Source organism: Microbacterium sp. PI-1 (assembly GCF_004337555.1).
GTDB classification, from domain to species: domain Bacteria; phylum Actinomycetota; class Actinomycetes; order Actinomycetales; family Microbacteriaceae; genus Microbacterium; species Microbacterium aurugineum.
The window spans coordinates 1-19,692 of record NZ_SJYZ01000028.1 but is presented as its reverse complement, the minus strand read 5'-3'; the positions used below and the strand labels follow the sequence as shown (position 1 = coordinate 19,692).

Annotated in this window: 21 protein-coding genes; 15 read left to right on the top strand and 6 right to left on the bottom strand. The window is 69.7% G+C overall.

Annotated features, from left to right (window positions below):
* Nucleotides 1–26 precede the first annotated feature (26 nt).
* From E0W80_RS16715 to E0W80_RS16705, 3 genes are all read left to right on the top strand, one after another.
* Nucleotides 27–413, top strand: a complete 387-nt coding sequence (locus E0W80_RS16715) for a hypothetical protein (protein WP_131494181.1) — start codon at nt 27–29, stop codon at nt 411–413.
* Nucleotides 413–772 carry an RES domain-containing protein gene (locus E0W80_RS16710; RefSeq protein ID WP_131494179.1) on the top strand — a complete coding sequence of 120 codons (360 nt, stop codon included), beginning with the start codon at nt 413–415 and terminating at the stop codon, nt 770–772. The genes E0W80_RS16715 and E0W80_RS16710 overlap by 1 nt, the downstream gene beginning before the upstream one ends.
* 71 nt (nt 773–843) lie before the next feature.
* The gene (locus E0W80_RS16705; protein WP_131494177.1) at nt 844–1,038 is read left to right on the top strand and encodes a hypothetical protein; all 195 of its coding nucleotides are present in this window, start codon (nt 844–846) and stop codon (nt 1,036–1,038) included.
* Between the two features lie 51 nt (nt 1,039–1,089).
* On the opposite strand, the gene E0W80_RS16700 is transcribed toward E0W80_RS16705, so the two are convergent.
* The 3 genes from E0W80_RS16700 to E0W80_RS19450 are packed head-to-tail and all read right to left on the bottom strand — an operon-like array spanning nt 1,090 to nt 2,596.
* Nucleotides 1,090–1,341, bottom strand: a complete 252-nt coding sequence (locus tag E0W80_RS16700; RefSeq protein WP_131494175.1) for a hypothetical protein — start codon at nt 1,339–1,341, stop codon at nt 1,090–1,092.
* Nucleotides 1,341–1,943, bottom strand: a complete 603-nt coding sequence (locus E0W80_RS19455; RefSeq protein ID WP_131494173.1) for a molybdopterin-dependent oxidoreductase — start codon at nt 1,941–1,943, stop codon at nt 1,341–1,343. The genes E0W80_RS16700 and E0W80_RS19455 overlap by 1 nt, the downstream gene beginning before the upstream one ends.
* Nucleotides 1,940–2,596, bottom strand: a complete 657-nt coding sequence (locus E0W80_RS19450; protein ID WP_131494171.1) for a hypothetical protein — start codon at nt 2,594–2,596, stop codon at nt 1,940–1,942. Before E0W80_RS19450 ends, E0W80_RS19455 begins: the two co-directional genes overlap by 4 nt.
* 111 nt (nt 2,597–2,707) lie before the next feature.
* Here E0W80_RS19450 and E0W80_RS16685 point away from each other — a divergent pair, with 111 nt between their 5' ends.
* From E0W80_RS16685 to E0W80_RS16655, 7 genes are all read left to right on the top strand, one after another.
* On the top strand, nt 2,708–3,553 hold the full coding sequence (locus E0W80_RS16685; RefSeq protein WP_131494169.1) for an MTAP family purine nucleoside phosphorylase: 846 nt from the start codon (nt 2,708–2,710) through the stop codon (nt 3,551–3,553).
* Nucleotides 3,550–4,620, top strand: a complete 1,071-nt coding sequence (locus E0W80_RS16680) for an SDR family NAD(P)-dependent oxidoreductase (protein WP_131494167.1) — start codon at nt 3,550–3,552, stop codon at nt 4,618–4,620. Before E0W80_RS16685 ends, E0W80_RS16680 begins: the two co-directional genes overlap by 4 nt.
* Nucleotides 4,620–5,999, top strand: coding sequence for a hypothetical protein (locus E0W80_RS16675; protein WP_131494165.1), 1,380 nt, complete (start codon nt 4,620–4,622; stop codon nt 5,997–5,999). Before E0W80_RS16680 ends, E0W80_RS16675 begins: the two co-directional genes overlap by 1 nt.
* 55 nt (nt 6,000–6,054) lie before the next feature.
* On the top strand, nt 6,055–8,019 hold the full coding sequence (locus E0W80_RS16670) for a M13-type metalloendopeptidase (RefSeq protein WP_131494163.1): 1,965 nt from the start codon (nt 6,055–6,057) through the stop codon (nt 8,017–8,019).
* A gap of 111 nt (nt 8,020–8,130) precedes the next feature.
* Complete coding sequence (locus E0W80_RS16665) at nt 8,131–9,093, top strand: serine hydrolase (RefSeq protein ID WP_047521031.1); 963 nt, start codon at nt 8,131–8,133, stop codon at nt 9,091–9,093.
* Between the two features lie 29 nt (nt 9,094–9,122).
* Nucleotides 9,123–9,524 carry a hypothetical protein gene (locus E0W80_RS16660; RefSeq protein WP_131494161.1) on the top strand — a complete coding sequence of 134 codons (402 nt, stop codon included), beginning with the start codon at nt 9,123–9,125 and terminating at the stop codon, nt 9,522–9,524.
* Between the two features lie 57 nt (nt 9,525–9,581).
* Nucleotides 9,582–10,175: a dihydrofolate reductase family protein gene (locus E0W80_RS16655; protein WP_131494160.1), complete on the top strand. Its 594-nt coding sequence runs from the start codon at nt 9,582–9,584 to the stop codon at nt 10,173–10,175.
* Nucleotides 10,176–10,208: 33 nt separating this feature from the next.
* On the opposite strand, the gene E0W80_RS16650 is transcribed toward E0W80_RS16655, so the two are convergent.
* Nucleotides 10,209–11,651 (bottom strand): MFS transporter, encoded by a 1,443-nt coding sequence (locus E0W80_RS16650; RefSeq protein WP_131494158.1) that lies wholly within the window; start codon nt 11,649–11,651, stop codon nt 10,209–10,211.
* 61 nt (nt 11,652–11,712) lie between these two features.
* On the opposite strand from E0W80_RS16650, the gene E0W80_RS16645 reads away from it, so the two are divergent.
* The 3 genes from E0W80_RS16645 to E0W80_RS16635 are packed head-to-tail and all read left to right on the top strand — an operon-like array spanning nt 11,713 to nt 14,431.
* Nucleotides 11,713–13,038 (top strand): alpha-hydroxy-acid oxidizing protein, encoded by a 1,326-nt coding sequence (locus tag E0W80_RS16645; RefSeq protein ID WP_131494156.1) that lies wholly within the window; start codon nt 11,713–11,715, stop codon nt 13,036–13,038.
* Between the two features lie 32 nt (nt 13,039–13,070).
* Nucleotides 13,071–13,691, top strand: a complete 621-nt coding sequence (locus tag E0W80_RS16640; protein WP_052193350.1) for a hypothetical protein — start codon at nt 13,071–13,073, stop codon at nt 13,689–13,691.
* A gap of 50 nt (nt 13,692–13,741) precedes the next feature.
* Nucleotides 13,742–14,431, top strand: coding sequence for a GNAT family N-acetyltransferase (locus E0W80_RS16635; protein WP_131494154.1), 690 nt, complete (start codon nt 13,742–13,744; stop codon nt 14,429–14,431).
* Nucleotides 14,432–14,452: 21 nt separating this feature from the next.
* Here E0W80_RS16635 and E0W80_RS16630 read toward each other — a convergent pair whose 3' ends face one another.
* On the bottom strand, nt 14,453–15,922 hold the full coding sequence (locus E0W80_RS16630) for an oligopeptide:H+ symporter (RefSeq protein ID WP_131494152.1): 1,470 nt from the start codon (nt 15,920–15,922) through the stop codon (nt 14,453–14,455).
* A gap of 113 nt (nt 15,923–16,035) precedes the next feature.
* Here E0W80_RS16630 and E0W80_RS16625 point away from each other — a divergent pair, with 113 nt between their 5' ends.
* A complete protein-coding gene (locus E0W80_RS16625) occupies nt 16,036–17,421 on the top strand; it encodes a glycine--tRNA ligase (RefSeq protein WP_131494150.1) in 1,386 nt (461 codons plus the stop codon).
* A gap of 115 nt (nt 17,422–17,536) precedes the next feature.
* Here E0W80_RS16625 and E0W80_RS16620 read toward each other — a convergent pair whose 3' ends face one another.
* Nucleotides 17,537–18,493: a WYL domain-containing protein gene (locus E0W80_RS16620; RefSeq protein WP_131494148.1), complete on the bottom strand. Its 957-nt coding sequence runs from the start codon at nt 18,491–18,493 to the stop codon at nt 17,537–17,539.
* A gap of 68 nt (nt 18,494–18,561) precedes the next feature.
* Here E0W80_RS16620 and E0W80_RS16615 point away from each other — a divergent pair.
* A partial coding sequence (locus E0W80_RS16615; protein ID WP_131494146.1) for an epoxide hydrolase family protein occupies nt 18,562–19,692 on the top strand: 1,131 nt, incomplete at its 3' end.

Sequence of the window (19,692 nt, the reverse complement as noted above, 5' to 3'; positions counted from 1 at the left end):
GATGGCATCGCTGGTATCCTAAGGTCATGTCCGCAACCATCGAGGCCACCAAGCTCGCTGCTTTCAATGACTCGATCCGCCAAGGGGTGCCGCAGATCGTGTCAGATCTGCGTGAGCGACTCGGCGCGAAGCTCGTCGCCTACATTGCCAACGTCACCGAGACACGTGCGGTGCGCTCGTGGGCTGATGGTGACCGCATGCCTACGGCGAACACGGAACGTCGACTGCGGCTGGCATTCCAGGTCGCGACTCTTATCGACCGGAGTGAGGGTGACGGTGTCGCCGCGACCTGGTTCCAGGGGATGAACCCGCAGCTGGGCGATCTCTCACCGGCTCGGGTGCTCCACGAGGATCGCACCGACGAGGGAATGGCACGAGTGCTCAACGCGGCCAAGAGCTTCGTCGGTGCCTGATGGCCGCACCCGAGCTGCAGCTGGTCGAAGCGGGCGGCGCGACAGTCTGGCGCGTGGGCCGAGCGCCAGACCCGTGGGCATGGATCGACCCGCGGTACGCCGGCAACGCGCGCTGGGACGACCCTGACGTTGCCTTCCGCACGACCTATGCAGCTGACTCTGCCTTCGGGTGCTTCGTCGAGTTGCTCGCCTACTCACGGCCCGATGTGAACGAGGATGGCTCCGACATGCTCAAAGGCATCGTCGAAGACCCCCAAGACGTGGCCGAATTCCCGACGCCACGATCGCCGCGCTTCGTCCGCAGTATGTGCGGCTTGCGCTTTCGCTCGGCTTCGATGACTTCGACGCCGCAGCTCTGAAACGTGCGTATCCGCGAGAGCTCACACACCGCCTCACCGTCGATTTCTACGCCCTCACACGTGAAGATGGAGTGCCGATTGCGGAGGGTGTCCGATTCGGCTCTCGCCACGGTGACGACCTGGCGCTGTGGGCGATCTTCGAGCGCCCCGGCGATGACCCCGCGAGTCGGCATCTCCATCAGATCAGTTCTCGGATCGTCGACACCGACGATGTGAACCTGATTCAAGCGATGGGCCTCCACGGCCTCACCTGGCGTGACTCATGATGCGGGAGCGCGCCTTGATCAGCGCAACGTCGGGGCGGGCGTTCGTGAGCCTCACCCGTCTGCCGGATCCGTGTCGCGAGTGACGGCCGGTCCGCGGGGTGCCGTCGTCGCGGTCCGCGGCCGCAGTCGATGGCGCACGGCGCTGACGACGGTCAGAAGGCCGTCATGCACGACGACGACGGCGAGCAGCCAGACAGCGACGCTGAACAGCTGAGCGAAGTCCTGTGCGGAGAGCATCAGCCAGGCTCCCCACAGCAGCAGGGCGACCCCGACGGCTGCGAGCGCGATTCTGCCGGCCCTCATCACACCACCTCGATCGAGGACAGCCACTTGGTCTGCAGCACGCCGGGCCGCCCGGGGGCGATGACGCGCGCCGGATAGCCGTGGTCGAGGTCGAGGCGCTCCCCGTTGAGCTGGAGGGCGACCAGCGTGAGAGGGTCGCCGACGTACGGAGGCGGCATCGTGGTGGCTCGGAAGGCGCCGCGCTGCTGCAGGCTGCGGAAGCGGATCGTGGCGTCGTCGGGCGCGTCGACGGTGGCGAGGAGATCCCGCAGGCGGACACCCGTCCAGGACGCGTCGACCGTCCACCCCTCGACGCAGGCGATCGGGAGCCGGACCGTGCGTTGCGGCAGGGCTTCGAGTCCGGCCGCTGTGAAGGCGCGGGTCATCCCGACGCCGGCGACCGTCAGCGTCCACTCCGGGTCGAGGGCGAGCGCCGTCACAGCGGCCTGCCGCGCGGAACGGTTGATGGGCAGATCCTGGGGGCTGTCGGCGCGGGCGCGGGGCTCCCGCAGGCTGAACGGGCCGATGGGGGCGACCGCGTGGGCGAGCGCCGCGGCGCCGAACAGTGCGGAGGCGCCGCCGACCCCGGCCAGGAAGCGGCGGCGGGAGAGGGGCGCGGTCATCGCGTCGCCGTCCCTTCGGAATCGGACGGGGCATCGGAATCGGAGCGGGCATCGGAATCGGAGGGGGCATCGGCATCGTCATCGTCCGGGTCTGCGCGCCAGGCGGTGACGATCGCGGGGAGGTGCACCGCGATGTGCACGGCCATCGCCCCGAGGAGGACCCAGGCCAGCGCGAAGTGCGTGCGGCGGAAGGAGAAGTCCCACGGATACCACTGCAGAGTGTTGAGCACCCCGGTGATCGGTTCCATCAGCGCGGCGGCCACCAGCACCGCCAGGCTCAGGCGCTCCAGCAGATGCGGGAAGCTGCGTACCGGAGGCCAGGCGAAGAGCTTCGGGAACACGATCCACAGCTTCGCCAGGAGCAGCGGGATGAGCATCGAGCCCGCGACGACGTGGATCCCCTGATTCCAGGCATAGAGGTGGATCGGGCGCGTCGGCAGCGTCAGCCAGGGCAGCGGATCCTGCTGCAGGTGGCTGTACAGACCGGTGACGAAGCACACGAGGAAGGCGAGACCGAGCAGTCTGCCGATGACGACGGCCATCCGCGTCGTGCGCAGGGGGGAGCCCAGGGATCGCTGCGCACGTTCCGACCGATCCTGGAGCGCGACGGAGAGCCGTTCGGTCACCGAACCGGTCGAGTGGTCGTCGCGCATGTCCTCAGTATGCGGACCGGGCGTGCCCGGACGCGGGCGGATCGGGAACCTGTCATCGGGGTGTAAGGAAATGGGGTGCCGGTATGCCGAGTCCGCGGGCACGCTGGGAGCATGACTGACGCGCAGCCGGGCCGGATCGAGTTCGCGGTGATCGGAGGATCGGGTTTCGAAGCGCTCGACCTCGGGGACAGACGAGTCCTTCCCGCGTCGGACTCACCGTGGGGAGTCGTTCCCGAGATCGTCGTCGGGCGACTGCACGGACGCGCGGTGGCGTTCGCGCCGCGGCACGGGGAGGGGCATCGGGTGCCGCCGCACCGGGTCAACGCCAGGGCGCTGCTGTGGGGGCTTCGGCGGCTCGGGGCACGGGTGCTGCTGTCGACCAACGCGGTGGGTGGGCTGGCGTCATCGCTCGCGCCCGGTGACTTCGTGCTGACCGATCAGCTCATCGACCGCACGCACGGCAGGGCCGACACCTACTTCGACGGGGACATCGAGATCGCCGGTGTGCAGCATCTGCCGTTCGCGGAGCCCTACGACCGGCATCTGCGCGAGATCGCGTTCCGGGTGCTCCGTGACCAGGGGGAGCGCGTGCACCCCGCGGGGACCAGCGTCGTGGTGCAGGGACCGCGGTTCGCGACGGCCGCCGAGGCCGACTGGCACCGCGCGATGGGAGCCGCCCTGGTCAACATGACCCAGCTGCCCGAGGCGGCGCTCGCCGCGGAGCTCGGGTTCGCGCACGTGAACCTCGCGATCGTGACCGACACCGACACCGAGCACGGCGAGACGGAGGATGACACCTCGGCCACCGCGGAACGCGTGTTCGCCGTGATGGCACAGGCGCAGCCGCGGTTGAGCGCGGCTGTCGCAGCGATCATCGCCGCCATCCCTCCGGGGTACGAGCCGCCCGAGCGCCTGGCGCCCCAGGTGGTCGCGGCACTGATCGGGGCACGAGCATGAGCCGACTTCTGCTCGTGACGGGCGGAGCCGGCTTCATCGGCTCCGCGATCGTCGACGAGGCGATCGCCGCGGGCTGGCGGGTTCGAATCCTCGATTCCCTGCGCCCCGACGTGCACGGCAGCGCCGCCCCCGAGCCGGAAGGCGGAAGCCAGGTCGAGTTCGTCGCTGCCGATGTGCGCGACCGTGACGCCGTGCGCCAGGCGTTGCGCGGGGTCGACGCGGTCTGTCATCAGGCGGCGAAGGTCGGACTCGGCGTCAGCATCCACGATGCCCCCGACTACGTGGGCTCGAACTCGCTCGGCACGGCGGTGGTGCTGTCGGCGATGGCGGAGGCCGGGATCGAACGCCTCGTCCTCGCGTCGTCGATGGTCGTCTACGGCGAGGGGCTGTACCGGGAGGGGGATCGTCTCGTGCAGCCCGCAACGCGGAGCCGGGCCGATCTGGAGTCGGGTCGCTTCGAGCCGCGATCGCCGCACACCGGGGAGCCCCTCCGACCGATGTCGATCCCCGAGGAGCAGCCCTGCGATCCGCGCAACGCCTACGCGGCGACCAAGCTCGAGCAGGAACTGCTGGCCCGCACGTGGGCCTATGACGGAGGGCGGGCGGCGCTGCTGCGCTATCACAACGTCTACGGACCGGGGATGCCCCGGGACACGCCGTACGCAGGAGTGGCATCGATCTTCCGTTCCGCCCTCGAGCGGGGCGAGGCCCCCCGCGTGTTCGAGGACGGGCAGCAGCGACGCGACTTCATCCATGTCCGGGATGTGGCACGCGCCAACCTCGCCGCCCTCGAGTGGACGGATCGTGTGGAGCGCGGGACCACGCGGGCGTTCAACGTGGCCACGGGAGTCCCGCACACGATCGGGGAGTTCGCCGACGCGCTCGCCGCGGCATTCGGAGGGCCGCCGCCGGTGCGGACGGGGGAGTTCCGGTCGGGCGACGTGCGCCACATCACCGCGTCGGCGGATCGCATCGGCCGAGAGCTGGGGTGGCGACCGCAGGTCGGTTTCGACGAGGGGGTGCGTGAGTTCGCGCATGCCTCGCTTCGCACGGGGGCGGACGTCTGATGGCGGGTGCCGCGACGCGTCCGGGGCCGCGTCTCGCCGTCTGGGGGACGGTCGCGGCCGTCGTGCTCATCGCGGCCGCGGTCCTGATCCCGGCGCTCACGGGATGGAACGTGCGCGTCAAGTCGTTCCCGCCGCTGCACGCGGAGTGGGCGCCGAGAGTCGGACCGGGGACACCCCTGGCGGTGCTGCTCGGTGTGGCCGGCGTGATCTGGGGTCCGCGGCTCGCCTCCTCGGTCCGGTGGGGGCGGCTGCTGCTGCTCGCGTTCGCGGCGTCCGCGTTGTGGCTGTTCGCGCTCGCCACGGTGGACGGGCTCGACGGCATCGGCACCATCCTCGACCACCGGTACGAGTACCTCGGGACCGCACGGGAGGTCGACGACTTCGGGGCCACGCTGCGCGAGTACATCGAGCGGATCCCCTACGCGCATGAGGACAACTGGCCCGTGCACATCGCCGGCCATCCCCCGGGAGCCCTGCTCTTCTTCGTCGTCCTGGTGCGGATGGGGCTCGGGAGCGCGCTCGCCGCCGGATTCGTGGTCCTGCTCCTGGGCGCCACGACCGTGGTGGCGGTGCTGATCACGCTGCGGGCTCTCGGTGCGGCTGACCTCGCCCGTCGTGCGGCTCCGTTCCTGGTGTTCACCCCCGCGGCGATCTGGGTGGCGGTCTCGGGCGACGGCATGTTCATGGCCGTCGCCGCGTGGGGCATCTGTCTGTTGGCGCTCGCGACGCGTGCGGGTGGTGTCGCGCGGATCGCGTGGTCGGTCGGGGCCGGCCTCCTGCTCGGATACTGCGTGATGCTCTCGTACGGCCTCCCCCTGCTGGGGGTGCTCGCGGTCGCCGTGCTGGTGGCGGGGAGGTCGTGGATCCCGCTGCCGATCGCCGCGGTCTCGGCGATCGCCGTCGTGGGGGCGTTCGCGGTCTTCGGCTTCGCCTGGTGGGAGGCGTTCCCGGTGCTGCAGCAGCGCTACTGGGATGGGGTGGCATCGCGCCGACCGCCCGGGTACTGGCTGTGGGGGAACATCGCCGCGTTCGCGGTCAGCGCGGGGCCGGCGATCGGTGCGGCCTTCGCGGCGGTCGGGGCGTGGGCGATCCGCGGACCACGAGAGCGGCGTCAGGTTCCGGAACTCCGAATCGAGTCAGGGCGCGGATGGGAGCCGCGCACCATCGTGCTGCTGCTCTGCGCCGCGGGAGTGCTCATGGTGCTCCTGGCCGATCTGTCGAACATGAGCCGGGCGGAGGTGGAGCGCATCTGGTTGCCGTTCGTGCCCTGGATCACGATCGGTCTGGCGCTCTTCGACGAACGGGCGCGCCGCTGGTTGCTGGCGGTGCAGGTCGTCGCCGCGATCATCGTCCAGTCCCTGTTGCAGACCGGATGGTGACGGCGGACGGGCCCGCCTCGACGCGGTGGGGGAGGGGCGTCATAGGCTGGGGCGCATGACTGACGTTCTTCCCGTGGGCCTCGCCCTTGATGAGTTCAGCTCCGACATCCGCCCGCAGGACGACCTCTACCGCCACGTGAACGGCGCCTGGCTCGCACGCACCGAGATCCCGGGCGACAAGGCGCGCTGGGGCTCCTTCCACCTCCTCGCCGAGCAGGCGGAGAAAGACGTGCGTGCGATCGTCGAGGAGTCGCAGGACGCAGCGGAGGGCACTCTCGCCCGCAAGATCGGCGACCTGTTCGCGAGCTTCATGGACACCGAGCGGATCGATGCCGCCGGAGTCACCCCGCTCGCCGGGACGCTGGCCGAGATCGACGCGATCGACGGCATCCCGGCGTTCCTGCGCACCGTCGGCGCGTACGACCGCGACGGTCGTGCATCCGTGATCGGACTCTACGTCGACGGCGACCCCGGCAACCCCGAGCGCTACCTCCCGGTGCTCCTGCAGGCAGGTCTGTCGCTCCCCGACGAGAGCTACTTCCGCCTCGACACGTTCGCCGACACCCGCGCCGCGTACCGTGCCCACCTCGAGCGACTGCTGGAGCTCGCGGGCGTCCCGCAGGCGGCGGAGAACACCGACCGGGCGATCGCGCTCGAGACCGAGCTGGCGGGTCATCACTGGGACAACGTGCGCAGCCGCGATGCGGTCGCGACCTACAACCTCAAGACCTGGGACGAGCTCCAGGAGCTCGCCGGTGTCGACCTCACGCCGTGGCGGGAGGCCGTCTCGCCGTCGAACCCCGGCGCGTTCGACGAGGTCGTCGTGTCGCAGCCGAGTTTCTTCGAGGGCCTCGGCTCGCTGCTGACCCCGGAGCGTCTCGACGACTGGAAGGCGTGGTTGCGGGCGAAGGTCGTGCACGCGGCGGCACCGTACCTGACCGACGATCTCGTGCAGGAGAACTTCTCGTTCTACGGCACCGAGCTCACCGGGGTCCCCACGATGCGCGAGCGCTGGAAGCGCGGCGTCTCGCTCGCCGAGGGGGCCCTCGGCGAGGCGATCGGCAAGGTGTACGTCGAGCGGCACTACCCGCCGACGGCGAAGGCCGCGATGGACGAGCTGGTCGCGAACCTCATCGAGGCCTACCGCCGGAGCATCACCGACCTCGAGTGGATGACCGCGGAGACCCGTGAGCGCGCGCTCGCCAAGCTCGACTCGTTCACGCCGAAGATCGGGCATCCCGAGGTGTGGCGCGACTACTCGAGCCTCGAGATCGACCGGGACGACCTGTTCGGCAACGTGCGCCGCGCGGCGATCTTCGAGCACGATCGCAACGTCGACAAGGTCGGCACGCCCATCGACCGCACCGAGTGGCACATGCCGCCGCAGATGGTCAACGCGTACTACAACCCGTCCATGAACGAGATCGTGTTCCCCGCGGCGATCCTGCAGTACCCGTTCTTCGACGCCGGTCGTGATGCGGCCGCGAACTACGGCGGCATCGGCGCGGTCATCGGTCACGAGATCGGCCACGGCTTCGACGACCAGGGCAGCCGCTACGACGGCGACGGCCGACTGCAGGACTGGTGGACGGATGCGGATCGCTCGGCGTTCGAAGAGCGCACCAAGGCTCTCATCGCCCAGTACGACGCGCTCGTTCCAGAGGGCCTCGACGCCGAGCATCACGTCAACGGCGCCCTCACGATCGGGGAGAACATCGGCGACCTCGGCGGTCTCGGCATCGCGCTCCGGGCGTACGAGCTGTCGCTGGACGGTGCGGAGGCACCGGTGATCGACGGGTACACCGGCGTGCAGCGACTTCTGCTCTCCTGGGCGCAGGTGTGGCAGCAGAAGAGCCGTGACGCCGAAACCCTGCGGCTGCTGACGATCGACCCGCACTCGCCGAACGAGTTCCGCTGCAACCAGATCGTGCGCAACATCGATGCCTTCTACGAGGCGTTCGGGGTGGCCGAGACCGACGCGCTCTGGCTGCCCGCGACATCGCGGGTGACCATCTGGTGACCAAACGTCACACTCTGTGAAGCATCCCCCGGCGGTGGGGTTACGATAGCCCTGCCGCTGGGGAGCGTCTTCCCTCGGTATCCCGCAAATCCACCCCCCTTAAGGATCAGCGTGGGCGCTCTCGAGCCTGGTGATGGGTTCCGCAACTCCTCGGTCCCCGAGTCTCTGCGGGGTGCCCCGGAGTCGTCCGGCGGTCGCCGCTCGCAGCGCACCAGCCGTCGACTCCCTCGGCGCGCAGCCGCCGGGCGACGGTCGTTCACCGCCACGCTCCGATCGCTGGAGGGGCTGGCGGACTCCGGCGCGCAGGTCTCGGTACACGTCGTCGACCTCGACAATCATGTGCACGTCCTGGCCGGTGACGACCATGTGACCATGCCCGTCGCGGGGCTCGGCGTGGTCCCGCTGCTCATCGAGGTGGCCGCGGGCTTCCAGAGCGGTGCGCTGGACCCGTTCGAGATCGTCGAGCGCGAGAACGTCGATGCCGTGGAGACCTCGGGGCTCTGGCGACACCTGCATGCCCCGGCGCTTCCGCTGGAGGACCTCGCCGTGCTGGCGGCGACCGCGGGCGACCCGATCGCGGTCAATGCACTGCTGCAGAAGGTCGGGCACGAACGGGTGCGCGAGCGCATCGAGTCCCTCGGGCTCCGCCGAACGGCGCTGCTCGACCGTTTCCGCGACCGTCGCGGCCCCGACGACGCTCCGCAGGTCGCCGTCGGTTCGGCGCGCGAACTCGCCGGGCTGTTCTCGGCGCTGGTGAACTCGCAGGTCGTCGACGCCGCCGTCAGCGCGCAGGTGTCGGAGTGGCTGAGCCTGAACCAGGACCTGAGCCTGGTCGCGGCCTCCACGGGCCTCGATCCGTTCGCGCACGATCACGATGCGCACGGCCTGCTGTTCGTGAACAAGACCGGTCGCGACCGAGGGGTGCGTGCGGAGGCGGGTGTGCTCGCCGGCCCTCGCGCCGGGGTCGCCTATTCGCTCATCGTCTGCTTCGACGACCTCTCGATCACGCACCGGCTTCGCGCGCACGACGCCTTCCGCGTGCTCGGTGTCGAACTCATGGAGTACACGCACTGACGCGCACGGCACGTCGCTAGCATCGAGGGATGCCACGATCTGACTGGACCCCGCACCGCCGCGACGACGGCGAGCTGCTCGGATGGATCCACCCCGCCGGAGACGAGTGGGTGGCTGTCGACGTGCTCGGCCGCCGTGTCGGTGCTCCCGCCGACTGGCTCGATGCCGAGGCCGCGTTGGAGGAGCACGGGATCGCGTGGCTCGCGGATCCGTGGATGCTGGACGGTGAGGACGACCGTCCGCTGCGCGTGCGCCTCCTCGAGGTGACTCCCGACGAGGAGGGTGTGCCGGGGCGGATCGTGGTGAAGATCGACGACTTCGGCGACATGACCCGTCCGGCGACCGCGCAGTTCGTGCTGGCCTGGCCGATCCCGGATCGGCTGCGCCCTCCGCGGCACGACGACCCGGACCCGCGCACGATCTCCCGTTGACGGACGGCCTCGGTTCGCGTAGACCGGAGGGCGTCCGCATCCGAGGAGGAGTCACGCATGGGCATCATCTTCAGCGACCTCGCCGTCTCTGCCGACGGCTACGCCACTGGTCTGAACCAGACGGAGGAGCGACCGTTCGGCGATGTCGATGACTCCTGGCTGCACAACTGGATGTTCGACGCCTACGAGGAGAACAAGGCCGAGGTTGACGCGATCGTCACCTCGGGGGCGACCATCATGGGCCGCAACATGTTCGGCCCGGTGCGGGGGGAATGGGATCGCGACTGGCGTGGCTGGTGGGGTCCGAACCCGCCGTACCACAACCCTGTCTTCGTGCTCACGCATCATCCGCACGAGCCGATCGAGATGGAGGGCGGCACGACCTTCCACTTCATCACCGACGGCATCGAAAGGGCACTGGGGCTGGCCCGGGACGCCGCGGGAGAGCAGGACATCTCGATCGCCGGCGGGCCGCGCACCGTGAACCAGTTCCTCACGGCGGGTCTCCTCGACGAGCTGCGCCTGCACATCACGCCGTGCATCATCGGGGCGGGGGAGCGCGTCTTCGAGGGGGTGCCCCCGCAGCGGCTCGAACGGGTGTCGGTGCGCGCAACCTCCTTGGTCACCCACATCACCTATCGGAGGACCTGAGCCGGTCCGCGTCGCGGATGTGCGGCGCCGCGCTCAGCCGGGCAGGGACGGATGCTGCTCGGAACTCCGCTGCTTCGGGATGAAGAGCGAGAGCACCACGGCGATCACGCCGGCCGCGATCGCGAGCCAGAAGCACACCTCGAAGGCGGCTCGCGTGGGCACGGCGACCCCGTCGACATCGATGCTCATCGCCGCGAGCACACCGCCCATCACGGCGGAGGCGCTCGAGGTTCCGACCGAGCGGAACAGGGCGTTCAGCCCGTTCGACGCCCCGGTCTCGTTCGCCGGCACCGAGCGCATGATGATCATCGGCATCGCGGCGAAGGTGAACCCGATCCCGATGCCGATGAAGATGTTGGCCACGAAGATGTGCCACACCTCGGAGGACCAGAGCAGGACGAAGACGTAGGCGAGCACGATCGCCGCGGCGCCGACCGTGAACAGCGGCCGGGGGCCGACGGTGCGTTCGAGCCAGCCCGAGAGCGGTGAGATGACCATCATCACGAGCCCCGCCGGCATGATCACGAGCGACGCCGCCAGCATGTCGAGCCCGAAGCCCGCGCCGCCGACGGTCGGCATCTCGAGCAGCTGAGGGAACGTCACGTTCGAGGCGAAGAGCGCGAACCCCATGCCGATCGCGGCGATGTTCGTGAACAGGACGGCCGGGCGTGCGGCGACCCGGAGATCGAGCAGGGGGTCCTTCGTGCGCAGCTGGTACCAGCCCCAGACCAGGAGGACGGCGACTCCCCCGAGGATGCAGGTGAGCGTGAGCGCGGAGGTCCATCCCCATTGCGCTCCTCGCGAGACGAAGAGCAGGATCCCGGTGAGGCCGATCGCGAGACCGACGGCACCGACCACGTCGAGTCGACCGGGGAAGCGGAGCACGTCCTCCGGGATCACCGCCAGAACGAGGGCGAGGCCGACGACGCCGAGCGCTGCCGCGAGCCAGAAGAGCATGTGCCAGTCGGCGTTCTGGGCGAGCAGGGCGGCGACGGGCATCCCGATGGCGCCACCGACGCCCATGGTCGCGCTCATGAGGGCCACGGCCGTGCCGAGCCGCTCGGGCGGCAGCACGTCGCGCATGATGGCGATGCCGAGGGGGACGACGCCCGTCACGGCCCCCTGCAGCGCGCGACCGATGATCACGCCGACGATCGAGCCGGACACCGCGGCGATCACGGAGCCGAGGATGAGGAGCGCGAGCAGGGCGATGACGACCCGGCGCTTGCCGTACATGTCACCCAGGCGGCCGGAGATGGGGGTGGCGACCGCGGCGACGAGCAGCGTGATCGTGACCACCCAGGTGGTGTCCTCGCGGGAGGCGTTCAGCAGTTGCGGCAGCTCGGCCTGCAACGGGACGACGAGCGTGAACATGAACGACGAGCACAGACCGGCGAACGCGAGGACCGCGACGATCGCCCACTTCGGCGGGGTGCGGGAGAGACGCTTCCTGGCTCTGTCGACGCTCGCACCCACCGGCTCAGGCTATCGGCGATCGGACGATGCGGGGCCGTCCGGCGCTGGTTAGCATGTGGGCATGGTCACGAGCAGCGTCGCTCCGGACGATCCCGCCGCCCACCGCGGCATCTCCCGGCGTACCCAGTCCGACATCTACCGCGCGGGCATCAGCGGGACGAAGCCCGCGGTGCCGATCGACCCCGTGGCCCTCAAGGCTGCGGCCCGCAAGGCGCTGAGCGCCGAAGCGTTCGCGTACATCGCCGGTGGCGCGGGTTCCGAGCGCACCATGACGGCCAACCGTCGGGCGTTCGACCGCTGGCAGGTCTGGCCGAGGCCGCTCCGTGACGTCTCGACCCGCGACCTCGGCGTGGAGTTCCTGGGGCGGATGCGCCCGACGCCCCTTCTGCTCGCCCCGCTCGGGGTGATGGAGATGGCCCACGCGGAGGCCGACCTCGCGGTCGGGCGTGCCGCGGCATCCCTCGGCGTCCCGTACACGCTCTCGAACCAGGCCTCCTTCCCGATGGAGGAGGTGGCGGATGCCGCACCGCACGGCTCCCGGCTGTTCCAGCTCTACTGGTCGGCGTCGGACGACCTCAACCGCTCGCTGCTCGCCCGCGCCGAGGAGTCCGGGTGCGAAGCGATCGTCATCACCCTCGACACGCACCTGCTCGGTTGGCGCACCCGCGACCTCGATCTCGCGTACCTGCCGTTCACCCGCGGGATGGGGATCGCGCAGTACACGAGTGATCCGGTGTTCCAGCAGCTGGTGCGCGAGCGCGCCGCCGCGCCGAAGGGCGATGCGCCCGGCGTCCGCGTCACACCTCGGGCGGTGGCCGCGGCCCTGATGATCGCCCGCAAGGGCGCGCCGCTCACCGGCGGAGCTTCGTTGCGCGACAACCTCCGCTCGCCCTTGCCGCGGGCTGCGGTCGAGACGTTCCTCGACGTGTTCTCCACTCCTGCCCTCACGGGGGAAGACCTGGCGAAAGCACGCGAGTGGACGAGTCTGCCGATCATCCTCAAGGGGATCGTGCACCCCGACGATGCCCAGGCGGCGCTCGATGCGGGGATGGACGGGATCTGGATCTCGAACCACGGCGGCCGTCAGATCGACCGCTCGGTGCCGACGCTCGACGTGCTGCCCGAGATCGCGGAGCGTGTCGCGGGCCGGGTGCCGATCGTCTTCGACTCGGGGGTGCGGGGCGGCGCCGATGCCGTGATCGCCCTCGCCCTCGGCGCGACGGTCGTGGCTCTCGGCCGTCCCTACGCCTACGGCCTCGGCATCGCGGGGGAGGTGGGTGTGCGCGAGGTCATGCGGAACGTGCTCGCCGAGATCGACATCACCCTCGGGCTGGCGGGGCTCACCTCCGCCTCTCAACTCGATCGGGACGCGCTGAGGAAGGTGTGAGCGCGCTCCGCCGTTCGTGATTGCATGGGCGGATGAGCGATGACGCCGCCTTCGACCAGCACCCCGCCGACTCCGCATACCACCGCCGGCTCCCGATCGGCGAGGTGCTCGACGCCTCCGCGATCGCCGAGGGTCTGCCCTGGGCCTTCGAGACGATCACGATGCGTCCGCTCGAACCGATGCTCGTGCCGGAGAAGCCGCGCGGAGGAGAGATCGACCCGGGCGAGTGCGGGCACTGCGGTCCGAGCGTGCACACGATCTGGCACGACGAGCTGTGGCAAGTGCGTGCCGGATGGGACGTCGGCGGTCTGCCGTTCATCGGCGGGGTCGCGCCGCGCGAGCATTGGCTGCTCGAGAACGCCCCGCACGATGTGCTCGCCGCGCTGGGTCCGCTGATGCAGCGGGTCTCCCAGGCCGTCAAGAGCGTCCCTGGGGTCGCGCGCTGCCACTTCGGTCGCTGGAACGACGGCTCCGCGCACATGCATCTGTGGGCGATGGGACGCCCGGCGGGGATGATGCAGGGCCGCGGCGCCGTGCTCGCCTTCTGGGACGAGATCCTGCCGCCGCTGCCGCCGGAGATGGCCGAAGCACACCTCCGGATCGTCGCGGAAGCGCTCGCGGCGGGTGGCGGGGAGGCCTTTCCTTATCGCTGATCCGGGCCCGTCGATTCCTCGAACGGGCCGACGAGGGGCAGACTGGGTGCGTGCGAACCATCCGTGATCTCGACACCGTTGAACTCATCCTCGACGCGCAGGGCCTGCTCGACTCCATCCGGGGTCCGCAGCGCGTGGTGGATGCCGGCACCCTGCGCGCCCTGCAGCAGTCGGGCAACTACGTCGTCGGCTTCTTCGACGGCGAGGGCGACGAGGAGCGCATGGTCGGGGCATCGATCGCGTTCTTCGGCGAACCCGCCCGGCGGGCGATGCACTCGCACATCACGGCCCTGCTCCCCGAGTATCGGGGTCGCGGCTGGGGGCGTGAGCTCAAGGAGCACCAGCGTCAGTGGGCGTTCTCCCGCGACGTCGGTCGGATCACCTGGGTGTTCGATCCGCTGGTCGCGCGCAACGCGCATTTCTTCTTCGCGGTGCTCGGCGCACGCGCGACGGGATACTCGGTGAACCGCTACGGGATCTTCGGCGGCGGGGACGCGGGTGACGAGAGCGACCGGCTCGATGTCGAGTGGGCCCTCGCCGACATCGCCAAGCCGCCGGCAGACGACGAGGTCGTCGAGACCCTGGAGATCCCGGCGGACATCGAGGCGCTGCGCATCGCGGACCCGGCGGCCGCACACGAGTGGCGGCTCCGTCTGCGGGCCCAGATGGAAGGTCTGCTCGGCAGCGGACTGAAGGTCGCCGGCTACGACAACGCGCGCGGCTACCTCTTCACGGCCTGACCGCCTTCCGCGGCGGCGCGATCAGCGCACCCCGCGCATGAGCTTCAGGACGGGTTTCACGCTGAGCAGCAGGCCGATCCCGACGACGATGGCGATGCCACCGAGGATCGAGAAGTACGGCACCTCGTCATCCGGGTTGTAGAACTGCACTAGCCATCCGGAGATCGCCGTGCCGAGGGCGATCGACAGGAAGAACAGCGCGACCATCTGCGTGTGGAACGCGGCGGGCGCGAGCTTGGTGGCCACCGAGAGCCCGACCGGTGACAGCAGCAGTTCGGCGACCGTGAAGACGAACAGGATCCCGACGATCGCCAGCAGCGGCGTGGAGTTCTCGCCCCCTCCGGCGAACGGCAGGAACAGCAGGAACGCCGATCCCATGATGATCGCGGCCAGTCCGAACTTCACCGGTGTCGAGGGCTGGCGCTTTCCGAGTCGGGTCCAGATCGCGGCGAACACTCCCGACAGGATGATGATGAAGACGGGGTTGATCGACTGCACCCACGAGACGGGCATCTCCCAGCCGAACAGGTTCCTGTCGAGGCGCTTGTCCGAGTAGACGGTCAGGACCGTGAACTGCTGCTGGTACAGCGACCAGAACGCGACACTGGTGACGAACAGCGGCAGGAACCCCCACACCCGCGAGCGCTCGGTGGTGTCGATGCGGCGGCTGGACAGGATCACGGTGAAATAGGCGACGGCGGCGATCGCAGTGCCGCCGATGACCAGGGTCGCGAGGTTGTCTGCGCGGATCAGCCCGGTCAGGACCAGGACGGCGATGAGGGCGACGGCGACGACGGCGATGATCCCGACGAGAGGGTAGCGGGACGTCGGGAGCGGGTTCGGCACCTCGCGGACCGAGGAGGGCAGGGCGCGACGTCCGAACGAGTACTGGACGAGGCCGAAGGTCATCCCCAGGGCCGCGAGTCCGAAACCGAAGTGGAAACCGAGGGAGGACTGCAGGATGCCGGTCAGGATCGGGCCCAGGAACGCGCCGAGGTTGATGCCCAGGTAGAACAGCGAGAAGCCCGCATCCCGGCGGGGATCCTCCGGGGTATAGAGGCTGCCGACGACCGAGGTCGCGTTCGCCTTCAGGCCGCCGGAGCCGAGAGCGACGAGCACCAGGCCGACGCCCACGCCGACGAAGCCCGGGAGCAGGGCGAGGGCGACGTGGCCGGCCACGATCACCATCGCGCTGACGAAGAGCACCCGTTCGGACCCGAACAGGCGGTCGGCGAGCCAGGCGCCCAGGATGGTCGACAGGTAGACCGCACCGCCGTACGCGCCGACGATCCCGCCGGCGACGGCTTCGGGGAGGCCGAGGCCACCCTGCGAGACCGAGTAGTACAGGTAGATGAGCAGGATGCCCTGCATGCCGTAGAAGCTGAAGCGCTCCCACATCTCCACGCCGAAGATGTGCACCAGAGCCCACGGTTGGCCGAAGAAGCGGGTGTCGTCGTTGCGGGCCCGCTGATCTCGCGCTGCAGTGCTCATGTCAGGACGGTACTCCCGTGCGGCCGTCGGGGCCAGGGTCGCCACGGGGCGACGGATAGAATGGGGTGCCCGTGTTCACGGGTCTCCTCCCGCATCCGACCATTGGAGCCACCATGGCCGAACAGTCCCGCCTCGACAAGGTCATCGCCCTCGCCCGCCACCGCGGGTTCGTGTTCCAAGCGGGTGAGATCTACGGCGGTTCCCGGTCGGCCTGGGACTACGGCCCCCTCGGGACGGAGCTCAAGGAGAACATCCGTCGTCAGTGGTGGCAGACGTTCGTGCGCGGCCGTGGCGACATGGTCGGCCTGGACTCCAGCATCATCCTCCCCAAGCGCGTGTGGGAGGCCTCGGGTCACGTCGCGACCTTCACCGACCCGCTGGTCGAGTGCCTGCAGTGCCACAAGCGCTTCCGTGCCGACAACCTCATCGAGGACTTCGAGGCGCGCAAGGGGCGCAAGGCCGAGAACGGCCTCGCCGACATCCCCTGCCCGAACTGCGGCACCAAGGGGCAGTACACGGAGCCCAAGGCGTTCTCCGGCCTGGTGAAGACCTACCTCGGCGTCGTGGACGATGAGTCGGGCCTGTACTTCCTGCGCCCCGAGACCGCGCAGGGCATCTTCGTGAACTTCTCGAACGTGCTCACCGCGAGTCGCAAGAAGCCGCCGTTCGGCATCGGCCAGGTGGGCAAGGCGTTCCGCAACGAGATCACGCCGGGCAACTTCATCTTCCGCACGCGCGAGTTCGAGCAGATGGAGATCGAGTTCTTCACGCCGCCCGCCGACGCACAGCAGTGGTTCGAGCACTGGGTCGAGGCCTGCTGGAACTGGTTCATCGATCTGGGCATCGACCCCGAGAACATGCGCCAGTTCGACGTGCCGGAAGACGATCGCGCGCACTACTCGGCCGGCACGATCGACGTCGAGTACAAGTTCGGCTTCGCGGGCAAGGAGTGGGGCGAGCTCATGGGCGTCGCCAACCGCACCGACTACGACCTGTCCAGCCACAGCGAGGCGTCGGGGCAGAGCCTGACCTACTTCGACCAGGCCACGGGCGAGCGCTACACCCCGTACGTGATCGAGCCTTCGTTCGGCCTCACCCGCGCGATGATGGCGTTCCTCGTCGATGCCTACCGCGAGGAGCAGGTGCCCAACGCCAAGGGCGGCACCGACGTGCGCACCGTGCTCAAGCTCGACCCGCGCCTCGCGCCCGTCAAGGCCGCGGTGCTGCCACTCTCGCGCAACGAGAAGCTGTCTCCTCTCGCGCGTGAGGTCGCCGACACGCTCCGCAGCTCCTGGGCCGTCGACTTCGACGATGCGGGGGCGATCGGTCGCCGCTACCGTCGTCAGGACGAGATCGGCACCCCGTTCTGCGTCACGGTCGACTTCGACTCGCTCGAGGACCGCGCCGTCACCGTGCGCGACCGCGACACCATGGCGCAGGAGCGCGTCTCGATCGACCAGTTGCACGCGTACCTCGCGGAGCGTCTGCGCGGCGCCTGAGCCCCTGACTTCCGGGTCGTCGAGACCCCCGAGCCCCGCCGAGACCCCCGCCTGCTGACGTCTGCAGGCGGGGGTCTCGGCAATCTGGCGGGGTCTCGGCACGGAGGGGGAGGGATCAGCTGCCGGCCACCGCGCGCGCGTAGCGCTCGGACAACAGCTGGAGGCGGGGGATCAGCTCGGGTGGACTCTCGACCGTGAAGTCCATCAAGAGCATCCCGATGTAGGCGGCGACCGTGTCGAGGCTGTCCGCGCCGGTGACGAGGATGCAGTGCTCCTCATCGATCGGTTCGACCACACCGACCGCGGCATGGATCCGGTCGAGCACGGCCTCCGCCGAAGCGTCGATCCGCAGCCGGGCGTGCACGATCCACCCGCTCACCGCGATGGTCCGCATCGCGAAGGCCGTGTAGTCGCCCCCGGGCAGCGGCTGCGGGTCGAAGCGCCGGTGGGTCGGCATCCGCAGGTCCATCCAGTCGACGCGGTAGGTGCCCCACTCCGCGGTGTGCGGATCGCGCGCAACCAGGTACCAGCGCCGATGCCAGGTGAGCAGCCGATAGGGCTCGACCAGCACGGGCGCCCCTTCGTACTCGAAGCGCAACCACTCCTCGTCGCGGATCGCGCGCGCGATGGCCTGCAGCGATGCGGCGTCCACCTCGGCATCCGGGGCGTCGGTGTCGTTGTTCTCCGGAGCGCGGTCGACGCTGGTGCGGAGGGCGTCCACCGTGGGACGCAGATGCGACGGCAGAACCTGCTCGAGCTTGGCGAGGGCCCGGGCGCCCGACTCCGCGACCCCCGCGATGCCGGCCGCGGCGCGGAGCCCGACCGTGACCGCCACCGCCTCTTCGTCGTCGAGAAGCAGCGGAGGAAGCTTCCCGCCGGCCCCCAGGCGGTATCCGCCGATGGATCCGCGCGTGGCGTCGACCGGATACCCGAGGTCACGCAGCCGCTCGATGTCGTGCCGGATGGTGCGCGCCGAGACGCCGAGGCGGGCGGCCAGGTCGGACCCGGAGCGCTCAGGGCCGGTCTGCAGCAGGGCCAGAAGGGCGAGCAGACGAGCGGTCGGATCGGCCATCGGAACTCCGTGAAAGTCGGCAATTTATTAGGAACGAATCCAACCTAATAGCCTTCTACCTTCGAGATATGGAAAACACGACGCTCACCTTCCGCCCCTTCACCGTCTCGGTCTCCGCTGCCGAGGTCGCCGATCTCCAGGATCGCCTCGCCCGCACTCGTCTTCCGCAGCCGTCGCCGACGGATGACTGGGATGCCGGCACCCCCAACTCCTACCTGCGCGAGGCCGTCGCCGCCTGGCGCGACTTCGACTGGACCGCCGCCCAGGAGCGGATCAACGCCGTCCCGCACTTCACCACCGTGATCGACGGACAGACGATCCACTTCCTCCACGTGCGCTCGGCCCACGAGGGAGCGACACCCCTGCTGCTCGCCCACACCTACCCGGGCTCGTCGATCGACTACCTCGACCTGATCGACCGGCTCGTCGACCCTGTGGCGCACGGCGGCCGGGCGGAGGACGCGTTCGACGTCGTGATCCCGGATGCGCCCGGCTACGGCTTCTCCCAGCCGCTCGCTTCGCCGGGGTGGACGACCGCACGCGTCGCGGAGGCGTACGACCGCCTCATGCGGGGGCTCGGCTATGACAGCTACGGCATCCACGGATCCGACAACGGGGCGATGGTCGCCCGCGAGCTGGGGCTGCGCGAACCCGAAGGATTCCTCGGTCTGCACGTGCTGCAGTTGTTCTCGTTCCCCTCGGGCGACCCGGCGGAGTTCGAGAAGCTGGAGCCCGCGGACTACGCCGGCCTCGAGCACATGCAGTGGTTCCAGTCGGTCGGCGGGTACAACGCCATGAACTCCTCGCGCCCGCAGACCGTGTCGGTGGGGATCAGCGATTCTCCGGTCGGACTCCTCGCGTACAGCGAGCTGTTCAACTCGTTCGGCAACGGCACGTCGCTCGTGCCTCTGGACAAGATCCTGCTCGAGGTCAGCGTGAACTGGTTCGCGAACGCGGCGTCCGGCATGTCGCGCAGCTACCTCGAGAACGCCAGGGCAGACGCCGCCGAGGAAGGGGCCGAGCCGCGCGTCAGCACCGCCCGCACCGGAGTCGCCGTGTTCGCGGACGACTTCCAGACGATCCGGGTCTTCGCCGAGCGCGACAACGCGAACATCGTGCACTGGAGCCGCTTCGACGAGGGCGGGCACTTCGCCGCTCTGGAGCGCCCCGACCTGCTCGCCGCCGACCTCCGCGCGTTC